The organism is Thalassobellus citreus (assembly GCF_044385915.1).
Taxonomy (GTDB): domain Bacteria; phylum Bacteroidota; class Bacteroidia; order Flavobacteriales; family Flavobacteriaceae; genus Thalassobellus; species Thalassobellus citreus.
Map to the genome: position 1 here is coordinate 88,760 of NZ_JBISCC010000117.1, position 16,818 is coordinate 105,577.

The following is a 16,818-nucleotide window of genomic DNA, read 5'->3' on the forward strand; positions in this document are numbered from 1 at the left end:
GGTTTGAAAGAATTTTTAAAAAAAATACTAAGTAATACGTTTTTTAAAGTTTTTTCTTTTAATGGAATAATTGTTTTAGGAAAGTTAATTAGTTCATTTATCGTATCGAAAGTTAGTGCGATATATTTAGGGCCTTCTGGGTATGCTATTGTTGGAAATTTAAAGAATATTCTTCAAGGTGTTTTAGGGGTATCTGCAAGTGGTTTTGAAAGCGGGTTAATTAAATATATAGCAGAAAATAAGCAAAATAAAAAACAATTGCATGTAATAACAATTTCAGCTTTTACATTAAGTGTTTTCATTTCGATAGTTATTGGTATTAGTTTTTTTTTCTTTTCAAATTACTTTTCATTAACTATTTTAAAAGATGAATCATTAGGGGTTGTTTTTAAGTACTTAGGGGTTTTGTTGCCTTTAATATCCTTAAACTTTTTAATTGTTTATATAATTAACGGATTACAAAAGTTTAAGATTTATACATTACTTATTAGTATATCTAACTTCTTTAATGCTATTGTTACAATTTTACTTGTATATTATTTGGGGTTAAATGGAGCTTTAATGGCAAGTATAATCGTTCCTGTTTTAACTTTGGTTGCTAGTTTATTTATAAAAGAGGTAAAAACTATTTTTTTAGAATCTATTAAGAATTTTAATAGGATATCTATAAAATTCTTGAGGTCTATTTCAGTGTATTTAGCAATGGCAACATACTCTACTATTTTAATTAGTTTTACCTATTTGTTTATTAGAAATAGTATAATTGTAAATTTAGATACAGCTACTGCTGGTTTATGGGAAGCTATGAATAAGATTTCTAGCTTCTATATGGTATTTTTTTCTTCATTGCTTACATTATACTTACTGCCTTTATTGGCTTCTAATAAAACGGTTAAAGGGTATAATATAATTATGAAATCTTATTTTAAGTATTTAATACCATTTGTAATTGTTTTGTTTTTTGGGATATTTATTTTTAGGGTTTTATTAATAAAACTCTTTTTAACCTATGAATTTAAAACAATAGAGCAGTTTTTCTATTTACAATTAATAGGAGATTTTATTAAAATTATTGCCTTCTCTTTTGCCTATCAGTTTCATGCAAAAAAAATGGTAGTATCTTATTTTATTTCAGATGCTATATTATATATATCATTTTATTTGAGTAGTATTTATCTACTTCAAATATTTAGTTTAAAAGGTGTTTTTTATGCTTATATTGTAAGCACTTTATTGTACATAATAGCTGTATGTTTTTTTATATTTTATAACCGTAATAAATATTTAAACAATGAAGTTCAAACAATATAAAAATTTTATAATTTTTTTATTACCATTTATTTTTAAGTATATATTTATATATTCATTTTCAGAATTAAGTTATATTGAAGATGGAGAAATTAAAGAAGACTTGCTGTTTTGTTTATTAATGGGGGTTTTGTTTTGTAGTAATGTTTTTAAAAGACATTTTTTTAATACTTTAATCTGTTTTATATATATACTATATTTTGTCTTAGAAACGAGCTCCTATATGGCTGTTTCTTCTAATTTTTCATCTTCTTATATGTACCTTCTTATAGAGTCTAATAAAGGAGAGTTAAGTGAATTTGGAGCATCTTATATAAGTACTACTATTATCTTTTTCATTATTTTAATGATTGCTTTATTTTTTATTATTAGAAAAGTAAAGTTTAAAATTAACTTACCAAAAAAGATACTTGTAACCACTTTTGTATCTATTGGTGTACTTGTTATTTTGAAATTAACAGGTTTAATAGAAAATAATGCCTATCATAATATAGTAAGAGGCACTTACGGGTATTTTAAGCTACAAAATAGTGTGAAGTTTAACGCCAATCTTTTAAAGCAAGATATTAAAATAACTGCTAATAACGAGGTTTTAGTTGTGGTTTTAGGAGAGTCTACGACAAGTGAACATATGCAGATTTATGGTTATGAGAGAGAAACTACGCCTCTTTTAAGTTCAATAAAAGATAGTTTGTACATATATAATGATGTTATTTCTTCTGATGTCATAACTACAAAGTCTGTTCCTAAGATACTAACATCTATAGATAATACTAGTAAGCGAACAACTTCAACTAATATTATTGATTTGTTTAATAAAGCAGGGTATGAGACATATTGGTTGTCAAATCAAAGACCTATAGGGTTTTATGATAATCAAATTAGTACAATTGCATCAGTTTCAAGCCATTTAAAATTTTTTAATCACCAAGGAGAAGTTAAAACTACTAGTTATGATGGGGTAATATTTCCTGATTTTAAAACTGTTTTAAAAAGAGAAGGTAAAAAGGTTGTTTTTTTAAGATTAATTGGTACCCATTTTGATTATGATAATCGATATCCATCGAGATTTAAAATGTTTTTAAGTAGTGATAATTTAATAAAGAAAGATAAGATTCTTAATAATTATGATAATGCCGTTCTCTACAATGATTTTGTAGTCTATTCTTTTATTAAAGAACTACAAAAGTATACTAATAAAAGCGCGCTACTTTATTTGTCTGATCATGGAGAAAATGTTTATGATAATAATACTGATTTTTTTGGGCGATCAGAAACTGTACTAACAAAAAGCATGTTTGAAATTCCATTTTTTATTTGGACTTCATCAGACTTTGAGTTTCCAAAGGATTTTGATTATAAGCCAGATAGAGTTTTTATGGCTGATCATACTTACGAAAGTATTGGGCATCTTTTTGGTGTTATGTATAAAGACATGGATGCTAGTAGGAGTATATTCAGTGATTCTTTTATTGAGAGACGAAGAAAAGTTATAGATAACATAGATTATGAAACTCATTTTTTAGATAAAGATGAATAAAAAAATATGTTTGCTTACTGATAGTTTAAGTTCTGGTGGAGCTGAAAAAATGGTAGCTAACCTTTCGGCTTCTTTTGTAAAAAGAGGTTATGTTGTAACTGTAGTTTCAATGACAAATTTTATTGATTATCAGTTTAAGGGAGAATTATATAATTTTGGAATAGTTAAAGAAGAGAATAATAAGTTAAAAGCATTTTTGAAATTTAATTTTTTTTTTAAAAAAAATAAATTTGATTATATAATAGACCACAGAGTTAGAACAAATTTCTTTAAAGAATTATTACTATCAAAATTAGTTTTTCGAAAACACAATGTGATGTATTGCGTTCATAGTTATTATTTACCGTTTTATTTCTCTTTCATAAATACGCCTTGGCTTTCTAGGTTGCCACATGTCAAAAAAAAATCTTTTGTTTCTGTATCTAATGAAATTAGAAAACATTTAAAATCTAAATTAGATATTAATAGTAGTACTATTTATAATTTTATTAATGCAGATGATTTATTAATATCAAAAGAAAGTATAGAGGTTTCATATGAAAATTATATTATCGCAGTTGGTAGTTTAAAAAAATTAAAGCAGTTTGATAAACTATTAAATAGTTATCAAGCATCAGAATTATGGAAAAAAGGTGTTAAGCTTATTATTTTAGGTGATGGGCCTGAAAAAGAAAATCTTAAACTACAAATATCTAATTTGCAATTAGAAGATTTTGTTGAATTATTACCATTTACTAAAAAGCCACAAAAACTAATTAGTAATGCAAAGGCTTTAGTATTGACAAGTAAGGTTGAAGGGTTTCCAATGGTGTTATTAGAAGCGGTTTCTTTAGATACTCCAATAATTGCTTTTGATTGCAAAAGTGGTCCAAGTGAAATTATTGTAAATGATAAAAATGGTGTTTTAGTTGAAAATCAGAATGAAGAACAACTTTCTATCGCATTAAACAAATTGTTGCTTAATAAAACTTATTATAATAAGATAAAGAAAAATATGCATGAAGGTTTAGATAAGTTTTCTGAAGAAACAATAATTCAAAAATGGATTCATCTTATAGAAAACCAACAATAGATACGTTTAATTATATAGAATAAATCTGTTGGTAAATAATATTTTAGTTTTTTAGCTAAAGACAGATTAGAGGTGTTTATTTTTTTCTTGTATAAGTCTACTAGCTTATAGTTCTTTTCCATTTTAAAAAGAACAACGAGTTCAAAATGAATAAAATCAAGAAAATTTTTTAAATCAGCAATGTTATTGTTATTTAAATATTTTTCATAATCAGGTATTTTTCGTGCAAAATTTTTATTACTAGCTGTTAGTTGGTCTGGTAATCCAGTGCGGTAATAAATTTTATCGTCATTGTAGTAAATCACATTATAAATGCTAAAACATCTAATATAAAAATCATATTCTTCTCCATAATTGACAGTGTCATCAAAGTATCCAACCTTTTTAAAAACACTCTTTTTTATAACTAAAGAACTGAAATTAAATCCTTTTTTATCAAGTTTAAAAAAATTACTTATTACTTTTTTGTGATTTATATTAAAGGTAGTACTGGTTAAATAGGGGGTTTGGTTTGGGGTTAATAATTTTACTTTTGTAGCAAATACACTGTAATTATTGTTTTTGATAATTAAATTGTAAATCGTTTCTAAAAAATCTTCCATCCATAAATCATCAGCATCAAGAAAAGCAATATAGTTCGCTTTTGCTTTTTTTATTCCGTAATTCCTAGAATAGGATAAACCTTTGTTTTTGTTTGAGTATATACGTATTTTAGGGTCTGCAATATTATTTACTATGTTATAACTCCCATCGGTTGAACCATCGTTAATTATAATAATTTCATAATCTAAAAAGGTTTGGTTTAAAACACTTTCTATTGTCGTTTTAATGTATTTTTTTTTGTTATACAATGGAATAACAACGGAAATGAATGGGGTCATTAAATGATTTTGTAAATTTGTATGTTTAACTTAGACTAAGTTTTAGAATCAAATATATGAATAAATGTTTTTAAACTAATTTACTGTTTGATATTATCTATAATTATACCATGTTTTAATCAAGTATCTCAGCTTTTTGAATGCTTGCAATCAATACGAAAGCAAACTTTTAAATCCTATGAGATTATTCTTGTAGATGGAGGCTGTTCGGAAGACATTATTAAATATATTTTAATCTTAAAAGCTGAAAATATTCATCTTATTTCAGAACCAGATTTAGGCATTTATGATGCTATGAATAAAGGAATTGATTTAGCCAAAGGGAACTGGCTTTATTTTATAGGTGTCGATGATGCTTTTTATGATAATAATGTTTTGGAATCATTAATTTTTTCATTTAAAAAAGATGATATTAAATTAATAGCTGGAGAAATTAAATATGAGTTTAACAATCAAGACTCAATATTTGTTAAAAAAAATAAAGGATTGATTAAACCAATTTGGTCAAAAAAAATATGGCTAAGAAATACACTTCATCATCAGGCTCTGTTTTATCATAAGTCAGTATTTAAACAAGCTCGTTTTGATATTAAATATAAAATTTTAGCCGATTATGCCTTTAATATCCAACTTTGGAAGCAACAAAAGCCAGTTTTAATTTTAGATAGAGTTATAGCAAAGTGTGGTACTCAAGGAGTTTCAAAACAATATGATTTTAATTTATATTGGGAAGAATTAATTTTGAAAACACGATCATCTTCAGTTATTTTATTTCCCTTATTTGTAATATTATCTATGGTTAAATACAGTTTTAAAAAAATAGAATATTTTATTTCGGAATAAATTATAGAATGTGAAAACCTTATTAGTCTTTGTTATTTAACTTATAATTATTTTTCAGTTTTAAAAAATAAGATTCAAAATATTTATAAGAAAAATGAGATGTTAGGATAGTTAAACAAATGGTAGAAATATTAATTAGTATTATTATTGATAAATCAGATAGGGTATTTGTTTTTTGAATTTTTAAAAAAATAAAAACCACAAAATTTAATACTATTGCATGATACATATATATACCATATGATATTTTTCCTAAATAGTTAAGTGTTTTATTTTTAATATCAATAGGGCCTGTACTTATAGAAAATATAAATAAACTGAAAAGTGCACAAATAAATAAATTATATAAAAAGCTACTTTTAAATAAAAACAGATTAGTTGTAAAGAAAAGAAATGTTATTAATGAAATTACTATCGTTGTTATTTTAGTTTTCTTTAAAAAATCTAACTTTTTTTTCTCATTCAGAATAGAGATTATTCCTCCACTTAGCATGAAAAAATAAACGAAATTATATTTTTTTAAGTATGCGAAATTATCATTATGATAAACAATGAAGTATATCAAAAATATCAATATTAATGCATTTAGAAGCTTTTTTTTATTTAATAAAAATATAAAAGGAGCTATAATTAAATAAAATTGTTCTTCAATACCAATAGACCAGAGTATTTCTATTATACCTCCAGGTTCATATGTTGCAAATACATTTGGTATAAATAGAAACGTCATTAGTATGCCCGTTTTTAAGTCGTAATTTATCTCAAAGGGGATTTTTAAAAAAGGTAATATAACATTGTAAAAAATAAAACCAAAAATGACTATTAAATAGTATAGAGGAAGAATCCGTAAAGCCCTTCGCATGTAAAAATTTCGAATCGAGAAGTTTTTTGAAACTTTAGCATTGTAGATTAAACGAATTATTAAAAAACCACTTAGAACGAAAAACATATAAACAGCTTCTGTACCTTTGTTAAAGATTGGTGAATTGTTAAAATAAGGAAGACCTTGATTTCTAGAAAGCTGAGGTAGGTGAAATATTAATACTATTAAAGCAAGAAAAAATCGTAAAGGGGTTAGGTTTGGTAAGTTTTTCATTAATATTATTTCATAACGTTAAAAAAAACATCAATTATACATATTTAACCTTTCCTCTGCACCACCTCATAAACAGCATTCTCATCACACTTCAAAGTTTTGCTTGGGTATTTTAAAAGCAATGCATAATCGTGTGTAGCCATTAATATGGTGTTGCCGTTTTTATTAATTTCTTGTAAAACCTCCATAACTTCAACGCTTGTTTGCGGGTCTAGGTTTCCAGTAGGTTCATCGGCAAGTATTAGTTCTGGGTTATTGAGTAATGCTCTTGCTATGGCAATACGTTGTTGTTCTCCACCAGAAAGCTCATGCGGATATTTAAAACCCTTAGTTTTCATGTCAACCTTTGTTAAAACTTCCTCGACGCGTGTTTTCATTTCTGTTTTATCTTTCCAGCCTGTAGCTTTTAAAACGAATAATAAATTATCGTTGATGGTTCTATCTGTTAGTAATTTAAAATCTTGAAACACAACGCCTAATTTTCGTCTTAAAAACGGAATTTCTTTTTCTTTAAGTGTTTTTAAATTAAAATCGACTATATGTCCTTCGCCTTCAGTTAAAGGTAAATCGCCATAAAGTGTTTTCATAAAACTACTTTTACCAGTTCCTGTTTTTCCAATTAAGTATACAAAGTCACCTTTATTAATTTCTACATTAACATTAGAAAGCACTAAACTTTCACCTTGAAAAATGGAAGCGTCTTTTAATTGTAAAATAGGGTCTGGCATAAATTGAAATGATTTTTAAAGTGTTGTAAATGTATTATTAATTAGTTAAAAGTTGAAAGTTAAACGCTAAAAATTTAAAATAGTTGTTGCAAAAACATCTAGCTTCTGTCTTCCAACTCCTGTCTTCTGTCTATTTCAAACATTTAATAACTCGGTTTATAATTATAGCACGATTGTTGCGTTATAGCTTTTAGATTGAATTATCTTTGAATATCAAATTAAAAACAAATCATTAATGACTAAAAAAAATATTGTCTTATTATTATTGGCTATAAGTTTTAGTTTCCAGATTATAGCACAGCAATCTGCTACATATACAAGTAGTTTAGTTGATTATCAGAAGGCGTTGTCGCTTTATAATAATCAACAATACCTTGCTTCTCAATCGTTATTTGGTAGTGTACAAAAAACAGCGAAAGAAGACGTTTTGAAATCAGAATGTGCATATTATATAGCAAATTGTGCGGTGCGTTTAAACCAACAAAATGCAGATAGTTTAGTTGAAGATTTTGTAAAAGACTATCCAACAAGTACTAAAAGAAATACGGCTTTTGTAGATGTTGCCGATTATTATTTCACGAATGGAAAATATGCTTATGCTAGAAAATGGTATAATAAAGTAGACGAAAATGCATTAGGTAAAAAAGAAAAGCAAAAGTTCTATTTTAATAATGGTTACACTGCATTTTCAACAAAGCAATTTAAAGATGCTAAAAAGTATTTGAGTAAAGTTGAAAACACTCCAGAATATGGTTCGCAAGCAAAATACTATATAGGTTTTATGGCTTATGAAGGCGATGATTATGATAGAGCAAACGAATATTTCGATCAAGTAAGCGATCAAGAGCGATACAAAGAAAAGCTATCGTATTATCAAGCCGATTTAAATTTTAAACTCGGAAATTTTGAAAAAGCTATTGCCCTTGCTAAAGAAAGAATAGAAACCAGTGATGCGGCTGAAGTATCTGAACTTTCTAAAATAATAGGCGAAAGCTATTTTAATTTAAAAAAGTATGCTGAAGCTATTCCTTTTCTAACAGCATATAAAGGGAAAAAAGGAAAACGTGATAGAACGGCAAAATGGAATAATACAGATTATTACCAATTAGGGTACGCGCATTATAAACAAGGCGATTTTGAAAATGCTATTTCAGAGTTTAATAAAATAATTGGTGGTAATAATGCTATTGCTCAAAATGCTTATTATCATTTAGGTGAGAGTTATATTAATGTTGATAAAAAACAAGAAGCTTTAAATGCCTTTAGAAATGCGTCTCAAATGGATTTCGATTTAAAAATTCAAGAAGATGCTTGGTTAAATTATGCTAAAATTAGTTATGAAATCGGGAATCCATATCAATCGGTACCTCAAGTCTTAGCTGGTTATTTAGAAAAATATCCGAATACGAGTTATAAAGATGAAGTTGAAACGCTTTTGATTGATTCTTACATCACATCAAAAAACTATAAAGAAGCTTTGAAACTATTAAAAGGAAAAAATAGTTTCGAAAATAAAGTGGCTTATCAAAAAGTAGCCTTTTATAGAGGCATTGAGTTAAATAATGAAAATCAGTATTTAGAAGCAGAATCGCTTTTTGATGCATCTTTAAAAGAACCTAGAGATCCAAAATACACAGCACGAGCAACGTTTTGGAAAGCTGAATCCGATTATAACTTAACTAATTACGATGATGCTTTAGTTGGTTTTAAACAGTTTCAACAGCAACCCGAATCGACATCAACACCAGAAATAGAAAATATAGATTATAATTTGGCTTACACGTATTTTAAATTGAAAAATTACCCACAAGCAACGCAATATTTCAATCAATTTATTTCTAAAAGAAAAGATGATAAAGTAAGATTAAATGATGCCTATTTAAGATTAGGAGATGCTTATTTTGTGTCTAGTGAATATACCAACGCTATTAATGCTTACGAAAAAGCTATTAAGCTAAGCGAGATAGAATCAGATTATGCCTTTTTTCAAAAAGCAATAAGTATTGGATATGCGGGGCAATCTTCAAAAAAAATAAAAGAGTTAGATGCCTTTATTTCTAAATATCCAAAATCTAAATTACGAGATGATGCCTTATACGAATTGGGGAATTCTTATGTAAAAGCGAATGAAACAGATAAAGCGATGCAGGTTTATAATCGTTTAAGTAGTGAGTATAAAATGAGCTCTTTTGTACCAAAAGCGTTGTTGCGTCAAGGATTGGTTTATTATAACGGAAGTGAAAATGATCGAGCATTAACCAAATTCAAGAAAGTTGCTGGCAGTTATCCAGGAACTCCAGAGGCAGTTCAGGCTGTTTCTACAGCGCGTTTAATTTATATCGATTTAGGGCGTGTTGATGATTATGCGGCTTGGGTACGGACTTTAGATTATGTTGAGGTTACAGATGCCGATTTAGATAATGCCACTTACGAAGCTGCCGAAAAACAATATTTAGATAATAATACCGATAAGGCCATCAAACAATTTAACGGTTATTTAAATGAGTTTCCAAACGGTATACACACTTTACAAGCTCATTTTTATGTAGCACAATTGTATTATAAAAAAGACTTACTTGCAAATGCAGCACCACATTATAAATATGTTGTAGATGCCTCAAGAAGTGAATATTCAGAGGAAGCCTTATCGCGTTTATCTCAGTTTTATTTAGAATCTAAAAATTGGAATACTGCCATTCCTTTATTGAAAACCTTAGAGGAAGAAGCTAATTTTCCGCAGAATGTAGTATTTGCGCAGTCTAATTTAATGAAAGCTAATTATCAATTAGAAAACTATGATGATGCGGTTTCTTATGCCGAAAAAGTATTGGAAAAATCAAAAATTGATAATAAAATTAAAAGTGATGCGCACATTATTATTGCACGTTCTGCTGTAAAAACAGGAAATGAAGACCGAGCAAAAGTAGCGTATGCAGAAGTTGAAAAAACAGCAACAGGTGAAGCAGCAGCTGAAGCTTTATATTACAATGCTTATTTTAAAAATAAAGAAGGTAAATACGAAGCTTCTAATAAATCAGTACAAAAATTAGCTAAAGATTTTTCAGGTTACAAATATTATAGTGCTAAAGGTTTAGTGTTAATGGCAAAGAATTTTTATGCTTTAAATGATGCGTTTCAAGCCACTTATATTTTAGAAAGTGTTATTGAAAATTTTAAAGAATTTGACGATGTTGTTGATGAAGCCAAAGCGGAATTAAGTAAAATAAAAATGGAAGAAGCTAAAACAAATTCATCTATACAATCTGAAGAGAATTAATTGTTAGTTCGAGTTAAATTGTCATTCCTGCGAAGGCAGGAATCTTATAAAATAAAACCTGAATTATTATAATGTGGATTCCCGATTTCGTGGGAATTATTAGGAGTCAATCAAATAAAAAACAAATAAAATATGCGAAAGCACATAAAACAAATATTAACAACGGTTTTTACATTAACCCTATTTTTAGGTTTTTCTCAAAGCAGAAAGAACGACACCATTAATACAGGTGTGATAGATGTTGTAAAACCATATACGCCATCTATTTCTGATGCTTTTAAGGTAAAAGAAATTCCGTCTTTAGAAGATGAAACTACAGAAACAAAAAAGGATATTAAGTATAATATATTTTCATTTCCAGTAGCATCAACATTTACACCTGCAAAAGGAAAAGCAGCGGTTGTAGAAAAGGCAAAACCTATAAAGTTATATGATAATTATGCGACTTTAGGAGTAGGAACCTATACTACTATTTTAGGCGAAGTTTATTTAAATCATGCTATTAGTAGAAACGAAAGTGTTGGAGGCTATTTAAGTCATCATTCTTCTGCCGGTGGTATTGAAGGTTTATCTTTTGATGATAATTTTTCAAACTCAAAAATTAATGTGAATTATGCCTCTCGTTTACGAGATTTAGCGTGGAATGTAGAAGCAGGATTTCAGCATCAAATGTATAATTGGTATGGTGTGCCGCAATCTATAATTCCGCAAGCGCAAACAGATGGCATTGAAGTCGATCATTCGTTTTTTAATGCACATTTTGGTGGTGATATAAGTTTTGAAGATACTTATATTAATTCAGGAAGTTTCTTTTTTAGACGTTTTGGAGATAACCAAGGTTCTGGTGAAAATAGATTTATAGCAAAAGCAACGGTAGATATTCCAATAAATAGAGAAGAGGTGTCAACCGATATAAAAATAGATTATTTAGGCGGAACGTTTGATAGAAATTATTTTACAAATCAGGAATTGAATTATGGTAATTTCCAAGTTGGTATATCGCCAACGTATCAAATGAAAGAAGATGATTTAACAGTTAATCTTGGGTTTTCTGCTTATTATTTAAACGATAAAGAATCAAGTGGTAGCAAGTTTTATATTTATCCAAATGTAACGGCTACTTACAGATTGGTTAACGATGTATTAATTGCTTATGGAGGCATTCAAGGTGATTTAATTCAGAATTCGTATTACGGATTTGCAACAGAAAATCAGTTTGTTTCTCCAACGTTATTTATAACGCCAACAGACCAATTATATAACGCTTATGTAGGTTTAAAAGGAAAGTTGTCTAGTAACATGAGTTATAATATTAGCGGACGTTATATAGCAGATAGAAATAAAGCGCTTTACAGAAATAATGACATAACAACTACAGGAGAAAATTATACTTATGGGAATTCTTTCGGAATTGTTTATGATGATATAGATACGTTTGGATTTGCAGGAGAAATAAATGTAGATGTTAACCGAAATTTTAAATTAGGATTGAAAGTGGAATATTTTAGTTATTCTTCCGACAACGAAGCAGAAGCTTGGAACTTACCAGATGTAAAAGGTTCTCTGTTTTTAGATTACCAAATAGATGAAAATTGGTTTGCTGGTGCTAATTTATTCTACGTAGGAGAACGAAAAGATCAATTCTTTTTAAATGATCCACTTATTGCAGCAACTCCGTTTACTGTTACTTTAGATAGTTATTTTGATGCTAATGCACATGTTGGTTATCATATAAACGATCAAATTTCGGTATTTGCAAAAGCAAATAATATAGCTAATGAAGGTTACCAACGCTGGCAAAATTTTCCAGTACAAAGTATTCAGTTTTTAGCGGGTGCTACTTTTAAGTTTGATTTCTAAAAAGTTAAGTTTTTGTCATTCCCGCGCAGGTGAGAATCTCATAAAAGGAATGAATATACGTGTGTTATGAAAAAACTATTTTTCATTTTATTTATTTTTTGTTTCAGTTTTATTGAAGCTCAAAATATTATTGAGCAATTAACACTTTCTGATGCAGCTTTAGAATTAACAAAGCAAAAGGTTACTTACGATCCAAGTTATTTTTCAATTGAGTACCCTAACGGAGATGTACCGTCTAATAAAGGTGTTTGTACAGATGTTGTAATTAGAGCTTACAGGAAATTAGGTGTCGATTTACAAAAGGAAGTACATGAGGATATGAAAGCGCATTTTAATTTGTATCCAAAAATATGGGGTTTAAAAACTACAGATAAAAATATTGACCACAGACGTGTTCCTAATTTAATGACATACTTTAAAAGACAAGGCGCAGAGAAACTAATCTCTAAAAACCCAAATGATTATAAACCTGGTGATGTTGTTTGCTGGAATTTAGGTGGTGCTATTACTCATATTGGTATTGTAGTTAATAAGAAATCTAATGAAGGCAAACGATACTTAATTGTCCACAATATTGGAAGTGGTCAAGTTCTAGAAGATTGCTTGTTTAGTTTTAAGATTATTGGGCATTATAGGTTTAGTATTTAAATTTGTCATTCCTGCGAAGGCAGGAATCTTATAAATTCAAACTAAATTAATGTAAAATAGATTCCTGCCTTCGCAGGAATGACAGTTTAGCTTAATCTAGCTAAATAATCAAAATGCTCCCCCTCTAAAACCAATTCACATTTTAATCCAACGGTTTCACAGGCGAGTTCTAAGGTTTTAAAATCTAAATACAACCATTTCATAGGTGCTTCTTTTTCGTCTTTGTAAGAAAGGAAATAATCAAGTTCACCATAATAACTAGAGTTGGTATCCATCCAATAACCGTCATCTTCATCTTCGTACATATATTTAATATCCGATGAATCTATTAAAATTTGTCCGTTAGGTTTTAACCGACTTTTTAAATGCGTTAAGTGTTTTGAAACTTGAGTTAATTCTTGAAAGATACCTGTACCATTCATTAGTAATAAAACAGTATCAAAAGTTTCGGTTTCATCTAAAATATTTTTCACTTCAGCATTTAAAATACCACGTTGTTTACAAACTTTAATAGCACCTTTTGATATATCAATCGCTTTAACTTTTAAACCTTTTTCTTGTAAACACAAACTATGACTTCCTGCACCACAGCCAACATCCAAAATACTACCTTTTGCTAATTTTACCGCTTGTTGTTCTAGTTTAGGCATCTCATTAAAATCACGAAATAAATAGGGTAGAGGTAATGTATCCTCATCAGAAATACTGGTAGAAGTAATTATGTCTTCGGTATAATTTTCGTTTTGATAATCTAATAAGGCGTTGCCGAAAAGGTCTTTCATTAATAATGCTATTTTTTCATTTCCGCAAAGGCGGAAATCTCATAATAAATATATTATTTTTGCACCATGCAAGACATTATAAATAATCTTCCAAAGCTCGCCAAAGATAAGCATAACGAAAACAAAAAATTCTTCGCGAAGCTAAAAAAGAAGCCGCCTAAAAACTTAGATTATGTGATGGAAGATTTGCATGAAGAAGAATTTGAACGCACCGATTGTTTAAAATGTGCCAACTGTTGTAAAACTACCGGGCCCTTGTTTACCGATAAGGATGTAGATAGAATTGCTAAACATTTTAGAATGAAAACACAGCAATTTATAAGTCAGTATTTGCGAATTGATGAAGAAAATGATTATGTGTTACAAAGTGTGCCTTGTACTTTTTTAGGAGCCGATAATTATTGCTCTATTTACGATGTTCGACCAAAAGCCTGCAGAGAGTTTCCGCACACCGATAGAAAAAAGTTTCAGCAAATTTCAAACTTAACATTAAAGAATGTAGCTATATGTCCTGCTGCTTTTAATATTGTTGAAGAAATGAAAAAACGAATTAAATAGGTTTGTTTTTAACTTTTTTTGTACTACCTTTCTTTCTTAAATATTTAGTATGAAAAAAATATTATTGATATTAATAATTTTATTAGTTAATATTCAAAAGGTAAGTGCTGATAATTGGATGACATCATTTGAAGAAGCTAAAAAAATAGCATTAGCTACAGATAAATTTTTATTAGTTGATTTTTGGGCATCATGGTGTGGACCATGTAAAAAAATGGATTATGATTCTTGGAGTAAAGAAGATGTTAGATTATTAATGGCGAATTTTGTGCCTGTAAAAATCGATATTGATTTAAATAGGGATTTGGCTTTGAAGTATGAAGTAAAAGGGATTCCTTTTGTGTTTATTATGGATGGTAATGGTAAAGTTCTACATAAAGAAATGAACTATAAATCTAAAAATCAAGTTTTAAATTTACTTGGTAAATATTCTATTAGTACAAATTATTTAAAACAATATTTAATTAATTATTATAAAAACCCCAGTTTTGCAACTGCATTCCAGTTGGCTTCTAAATATAGCGATTTTACTATTTATTTAAATGAAAACATTAGGAGAGATGTCTTAAATTTATCAAACGAGTATTTTAAAGTTTCTCAAAAAGCATTAAAAAGTAGTGAGTTAGTAAATAAAGATGTTTTTAAGCAAAAAATAAAGATGTATGAGATTCAAGAAGCTTTAATTTTAAATAAGTTTATTAAAGCAAATAAGTTGTTGGATAAAATAAAAGAAAATTCTTTAAGTCCTAAGAATAAAGTTTATTATTATTTTTTAAAGTATATCACTTTTAAAGAAATGAAAGATGAAACACAAGCAATAATTTACAAAGAAAAGTTAAGTAATAATTATAAATTAAAAGCAGAATTTTTTTTAAAAGCTATTAGTAGTTGATTTCTTGATAATCAATGGTGAAGTTCTTTAAAAAAACATTTAGGCATTAATCATGATTCTTATAAATTAAATATTTAGCTCTTGTTTTTCTGAATTTTTTTAAGCCTTCTTGCCATGTTGCTTTTATTTCAGCTTCACCTAAGCCAGTTTCAATTTGTTGTTGTAGTTTTTTTGTGCCAGCTAATTTTGTAAAGAATGCGTTGAAAAAAACATCTTTATTTTTAGTGTTATTATAAGCTTCAATAAGCCAACGTAAATTCAAAGTATTAAGATTTTCTGTTAAGATTAAATTTTTACCAAAGCATAATTTATCTTGATGTTTTGGATATTTCGAACCAAAATTTGGTTGCGGTGTAAATTCAAAATCATATAATTCTGCATTTAAAAATGGACTTCCAAAAATTTGAAAGGGAAACTTAGTACCTCTTCCTGCACTTACATTGGTGCCTTCAAAAAAACACAAGCTAGGATACAGGTTAATAGATTTGTCTTTTGGTAAATTAGGCGACGGATATATTGGTAAGCTATAACTTAGATTATGGTTGTAGTTTTTTAAAGAGATTACGTTTAATTCACATTGTATACCATTAGCTAACCATTTCTCGCCGTTAATCATTTGCGCGTATTCGCCAATAGTCATACCATGTACTACAGGAATTGGATGCATACCAACAAAACTTGAATGCTCAGTTTCTAAAATAGGACCATCAATATAATGCCCGTTAGGGTTTGGTCTGTCTAAAATAATTACAGGAATGTTCGCTTCAGCACAAGCTTCCATAACATAGTGTAGTGATGAGATATACGTGTAAAATCGAGCGCCTACATCTTGAATATCAAAAATGATGACGTCTATGTTTTTAAGTTGTTCGGGCGATGGCTTTTTGTTTTTTCCGTAAAGAGAAACAATTGGTAATTGGGTTTTGGTATCTATTCCATCTTTTACATGTTCGCCAGCATCTGCAGTTCCTCTAAAACCATGTTCGGGAGCAAATACTGTTTTTATATTTATGTTTAGAGTTGTTAGAGAATCTACTAAATGCGTATATGTTTTGTTGTTAGGTTTAGCAGAATTTGATGTAGTTTGTTTAAAAATAACACTTGTTTGATTGGCTACAATTCCAACTTGTTTTCCTTTTAAGAGCCGTAAATAAGAGGTTGTTTGATTTGCACCAACTATAATGCTTGTATCTTTTTTTACTTCATTTATAACCTCCTTCTGTTTAGTAACTTCAGAGTTCTGGTTTCCAGCTTCAGATTTCGATAAGTTTGCACAAGAAATCATTACTAAAACAAATAATAAAACTGTATTTTTGAAAATATTAAACCTCAT

At 28.3% G+C, this 16,818-nt stretch carries 14 protein-coding genes; 9 read left to right on the forward strand and 5 right to left on the reverse strand.

Going from position 1 to position 16,818, the window contains the following annotated elements; all coding sequences use genetic code 11:
• Positions 1-3: 3 nt before the first annotated feature.
• Genes ACH5TX_RS04345 through ACH5TX_RS04355 form a run of 3 tightly spaced genes read left to right on the forward strand, consistent with a single transcriptional unit; the run spans position 4 to position 3,920 of the window.
• Entirely contained in the window at positions 4-1,311 is a 1,308-nt protein-coding gene (locus ACH5TX_RS04345) for an oligosaccharide flippase family protein (protein ID WP_439338313.1), read from the forward strand.
• Positions 1,292-2,848, forward strand: coding sequence for a phosphoethanolamine transferase (locus ACH5TX_RS04350; RefSeq protein WP_439338314.1), 1,557 nt, complete (start codon positions 1,292-1,294; stop codon positions 2,846-2,848). The genes ACH5TX_RS04345 and ACH5TX_RS04350 overlap by 20 nt, the downstream gene beginning before the upstream one ends.
• Complete coding sequence (locus ACH5TX_RS04355; protein WP_439338315.1) at positions 2,841-3,920, forward strand: glycosyltransferase; 1,080 nt, start codon at positions 2,841-2,843, stop codon at positions 3,918-3,920. Before ACH5TX_RS04350 ends, ACH5TX_RS04355 begins: the two co-directional genes overlap by 8 nt.
• On the opposite strand, the gene ACH5TX_RS04360 is transcribed toward ACH5TX_RS04355, so the two are convergent.
• Positions 3,896-4,801 carry a glycosyltransferase family 2 protein gene (locus tag ACH5TX_RS04360; RefSeq protein WP_439338316.1) on the reverse strand — a complete coding sequence of 302 codons (906 nt, stop codon included), beginning with the start codon at positions 4,799-4,801 and terminating at the stop codon, positions 3,896-3,898. The two genes, ACH5TX_RS04355 and ACH5TX_RS04360, sit on opposite strands and share 25 nt — an antisense overlap.
• Positions 4,802-4,888: 87 nt before the next feature.
• On the opposite strand from ACH5TX_RS04360, the gene ACH5TX_RS04365 reads away from it, so the two are divergent.
• Positions 4,889-5,644, forward strand: a complete 756-nt coding sequence (locus ACH5TX_RS04365; RefSeq protein ID WP_439338317.1) for a glycosyltransferase family 2 protein — start codon at positions 4,889-4,891, stop codon at positions 5,642-5,644.
• Between the two features lie 22 nt (positions 5,645-5,666).
• Here the strand turns inward: ACH5TX_RS04365 and ACH5TX_RS04370 are convergent, their stop codons facing one another.
• Together ACH5TX_RS04370 and ACH5TX_RS04375 are read right to left on the reverse strand one after the other, a co-directional pair.
• Positions 5,667-6,740 (reverse strand): acyltransferase family protein, encoded by a 1,074-nt coding sequence (locus ACH5TX_RS04370; protein WP_439338318.1) that lies wholly within the window; start codon positions 6,738-6,740, stop codon positions 5,667-5,669.
• A 44-nt stretch (positions 6,741-6,784) separates the two neighbouring features.
• A complete protein-coding gene (locus ACH5TX_RS04375) occupies positions 6,785-7,468 on the reverse strand; it encodes a cell division ATP-binding protein FtsE (RefSeq protein WP_439338319.1) in 684 nt (227 codons plus the stop codon).
• Positions 7,469-7,703: 235 nt separating this feature from the next.
• Here ACH5TX_RS04375 and ACH5TX_RS04380 point away from each other — a divergent pair, with 235 nt between their 5' ends.
• The 3 genes from ACH5TX_RS04380 (at position 7,704) to ACH5TX_RS04390 (ending at position 13,253) form a co-directional block, all read left to right on the forward strand.
• Entirely contained in the window at positions 7,704-10,745 is a 3,042-nt protein-coding gene (locus ACH5TX_RS04380; protein WP_439338320.1) for a tetratricopeptide repeat protein, read from the forward strand.
• A 132-nt stretch (positions 10,746-10,877) separates the two neighbouring features.
• Positions 10,878-12,605, forward strand: a complete 1,728-nt coding sequence (locus ACH5TX_RS04385; protein WP_439338321.1) for a porin family protein — start codon at positions 10,878-10,880, stop codon at positions 12,603-12,605.
• A 66-nt stretch (positions 12,606-12,671) separates the two neighbouring features.
• Entirely contained in the window at positions 12,672-13,253 is a 582-nt protein-coding gene (locus tag ACH5TX_RS04390) for a DUF1287 domain-containing protein (protein WP_439338322.1), read from the forward strand.
• Positions 13,254-13,339: 86 nt separating this feature from the next.
• Here the strand turns inward: ACH5TX_RS04390 and ACH5TX_RS04395 are convergent, their stop codons facing one another.
• Entirely contained in the window at positions 13,340-14,035 is a 696-nt protein-coding gene (locus ACH5TX_RS04395; protein ID WP_439338323.1) for a class I SAM-dependent methyltransferase, read from the reverse strand.
• A gap of 66 nt (positions 14,036-14,101) precedes the next feature.
• Between ACH5TX_RS04395 and ACH5TX_RS04400 the strand changes: the two genes are divergently transcribed.
• Positions 14,102-14,593: a YkgJ family cysteine cluster protein gene (locus tag ACH5TX_RS04400; protein ID WP_439338324.1), complete on the forward strand. Its 492-nt coding sequence runs from the start codon at positions 14,102-14,104 to the stop codon at positions 14,591-14,593.
• Between the two features lie 49 nt (positions 14,594-14,642).
• The gene (locus tag ACH5TX_RS04405) at positions 14,643-15,485 is read left to right on the forward strand and encodes a thioredoxin family protein (protein WP_439338325.1); all 843 of its coding nucleotides are present in this window, start codon (positions 14,643-14,645) and stop codon (positions 15,483-15,485) included.
• 46 nt (positions 15,486-15,531) lie between these two features.
• Here ACH5TX_RS04405 and ACH5TX_RS04410 read toward each other — a convergent pair whose 3' ends face one another.
• Positions 15,532-16,818: an exo-beta-N-acetylmuramidase NamZ family protein gene (locus tag ACH5TX_RS04410; protein ID WP_439338326.1), complete on the reverse strand. Its 1,287-nt coding sequence runs from the start codon at positions 16,816-16,818 to the stop codon at positions 15,532-15,534.

Excerpts from the sequence above, each read along its gene's own strand:
- ACH5TX_RS04395 (WP_439338323.1), bottom strand. The coding sequence starts at position 14,035 with ATGAAAGACCTTTTCGGCAACGCCTTATTAGATTATCAAAACGAAAAT.
- ACH5TX_RS04400 (WP_439338324.1), top strand. The coding sequence starts at position 14,102 with ATGCAAGACATTATAAATAATCTTCCAAAGCTCGCCAAAGATAAGCAT.
- ACH5TX_RS04370 (WP_439338318.1), bottom strand. The coding sequence starts at position 6,740 with ATGAAAAACTTACCAAACCTAACCCCTTTACGATTTTTTCTTGCTTTA.
- ACH5TX_RS04390 (WP_439338322.1), top strand. The coding sequence starts at position 12,672 with ATGAAAAAACTATTTTTCATTTTATTTATTTTTTGTTTCAGTTTTATT.
- ACH5TX_RS04380 (WP_439338320.1), top strand. The coding sequence starts at position 7,704 with ATGACTAAAAAAAATATTGTCTTATTATTATTGGCTATAAGTTTTAGT.
- ACH5TX_RS04355 (WP_439338315.1), top strand. The coding sequence starts at position 2,841 with ATGAATAAAAAAATATGTTTGCTTACTGATAGTTTAAGTTCTGGTGGA.
- ACH5TX_RS04375 (WP_439338319.1), bottom strand. The coding sequence starts at position 7,468 with ATGCCAGACCCTATTTTACAATTAAAAGACGCTTCCATTTTTCAAGGT.
- ACH5TX_RS04410 (WP_439338326.1), bottom strand. The coding sequence starts at position 16,818 with ATGAGGTTTAATATTTTCAAAAATACAGTTTTATTATTTGTTTTAGTA.
- ACH5TX_RS04360 (WP_439338316.1), bottom strand. The coding sequence starts at position 4,801 with ATGACCCCATTCATTTCCGTTGTTATTCCATTGTATAACAAAAAAAAA.
- ACH5TX_RS04405 (WP_439338325.1), top strand. The coding sequence starts at position 14,643 with ATGAAAAAAATATTATTGATATTAATAATTTTATTAGTTAATATTCAA.
- ACH5TX_RS04350 (WP_439338314.1), top strand. The coding sequence starts at position 1,292 with ATGAAGTTCAAACAATATAAAAATTTTATAATTTTTTTATTACCATTT.
- ACH5TX_RS04385 (WP_439338321.1), top strand. The coding sequence starts at position 10,878 with ATGCGAAAGCACATAAAACAAATATTAACAACGGTTTTTACATTAACC.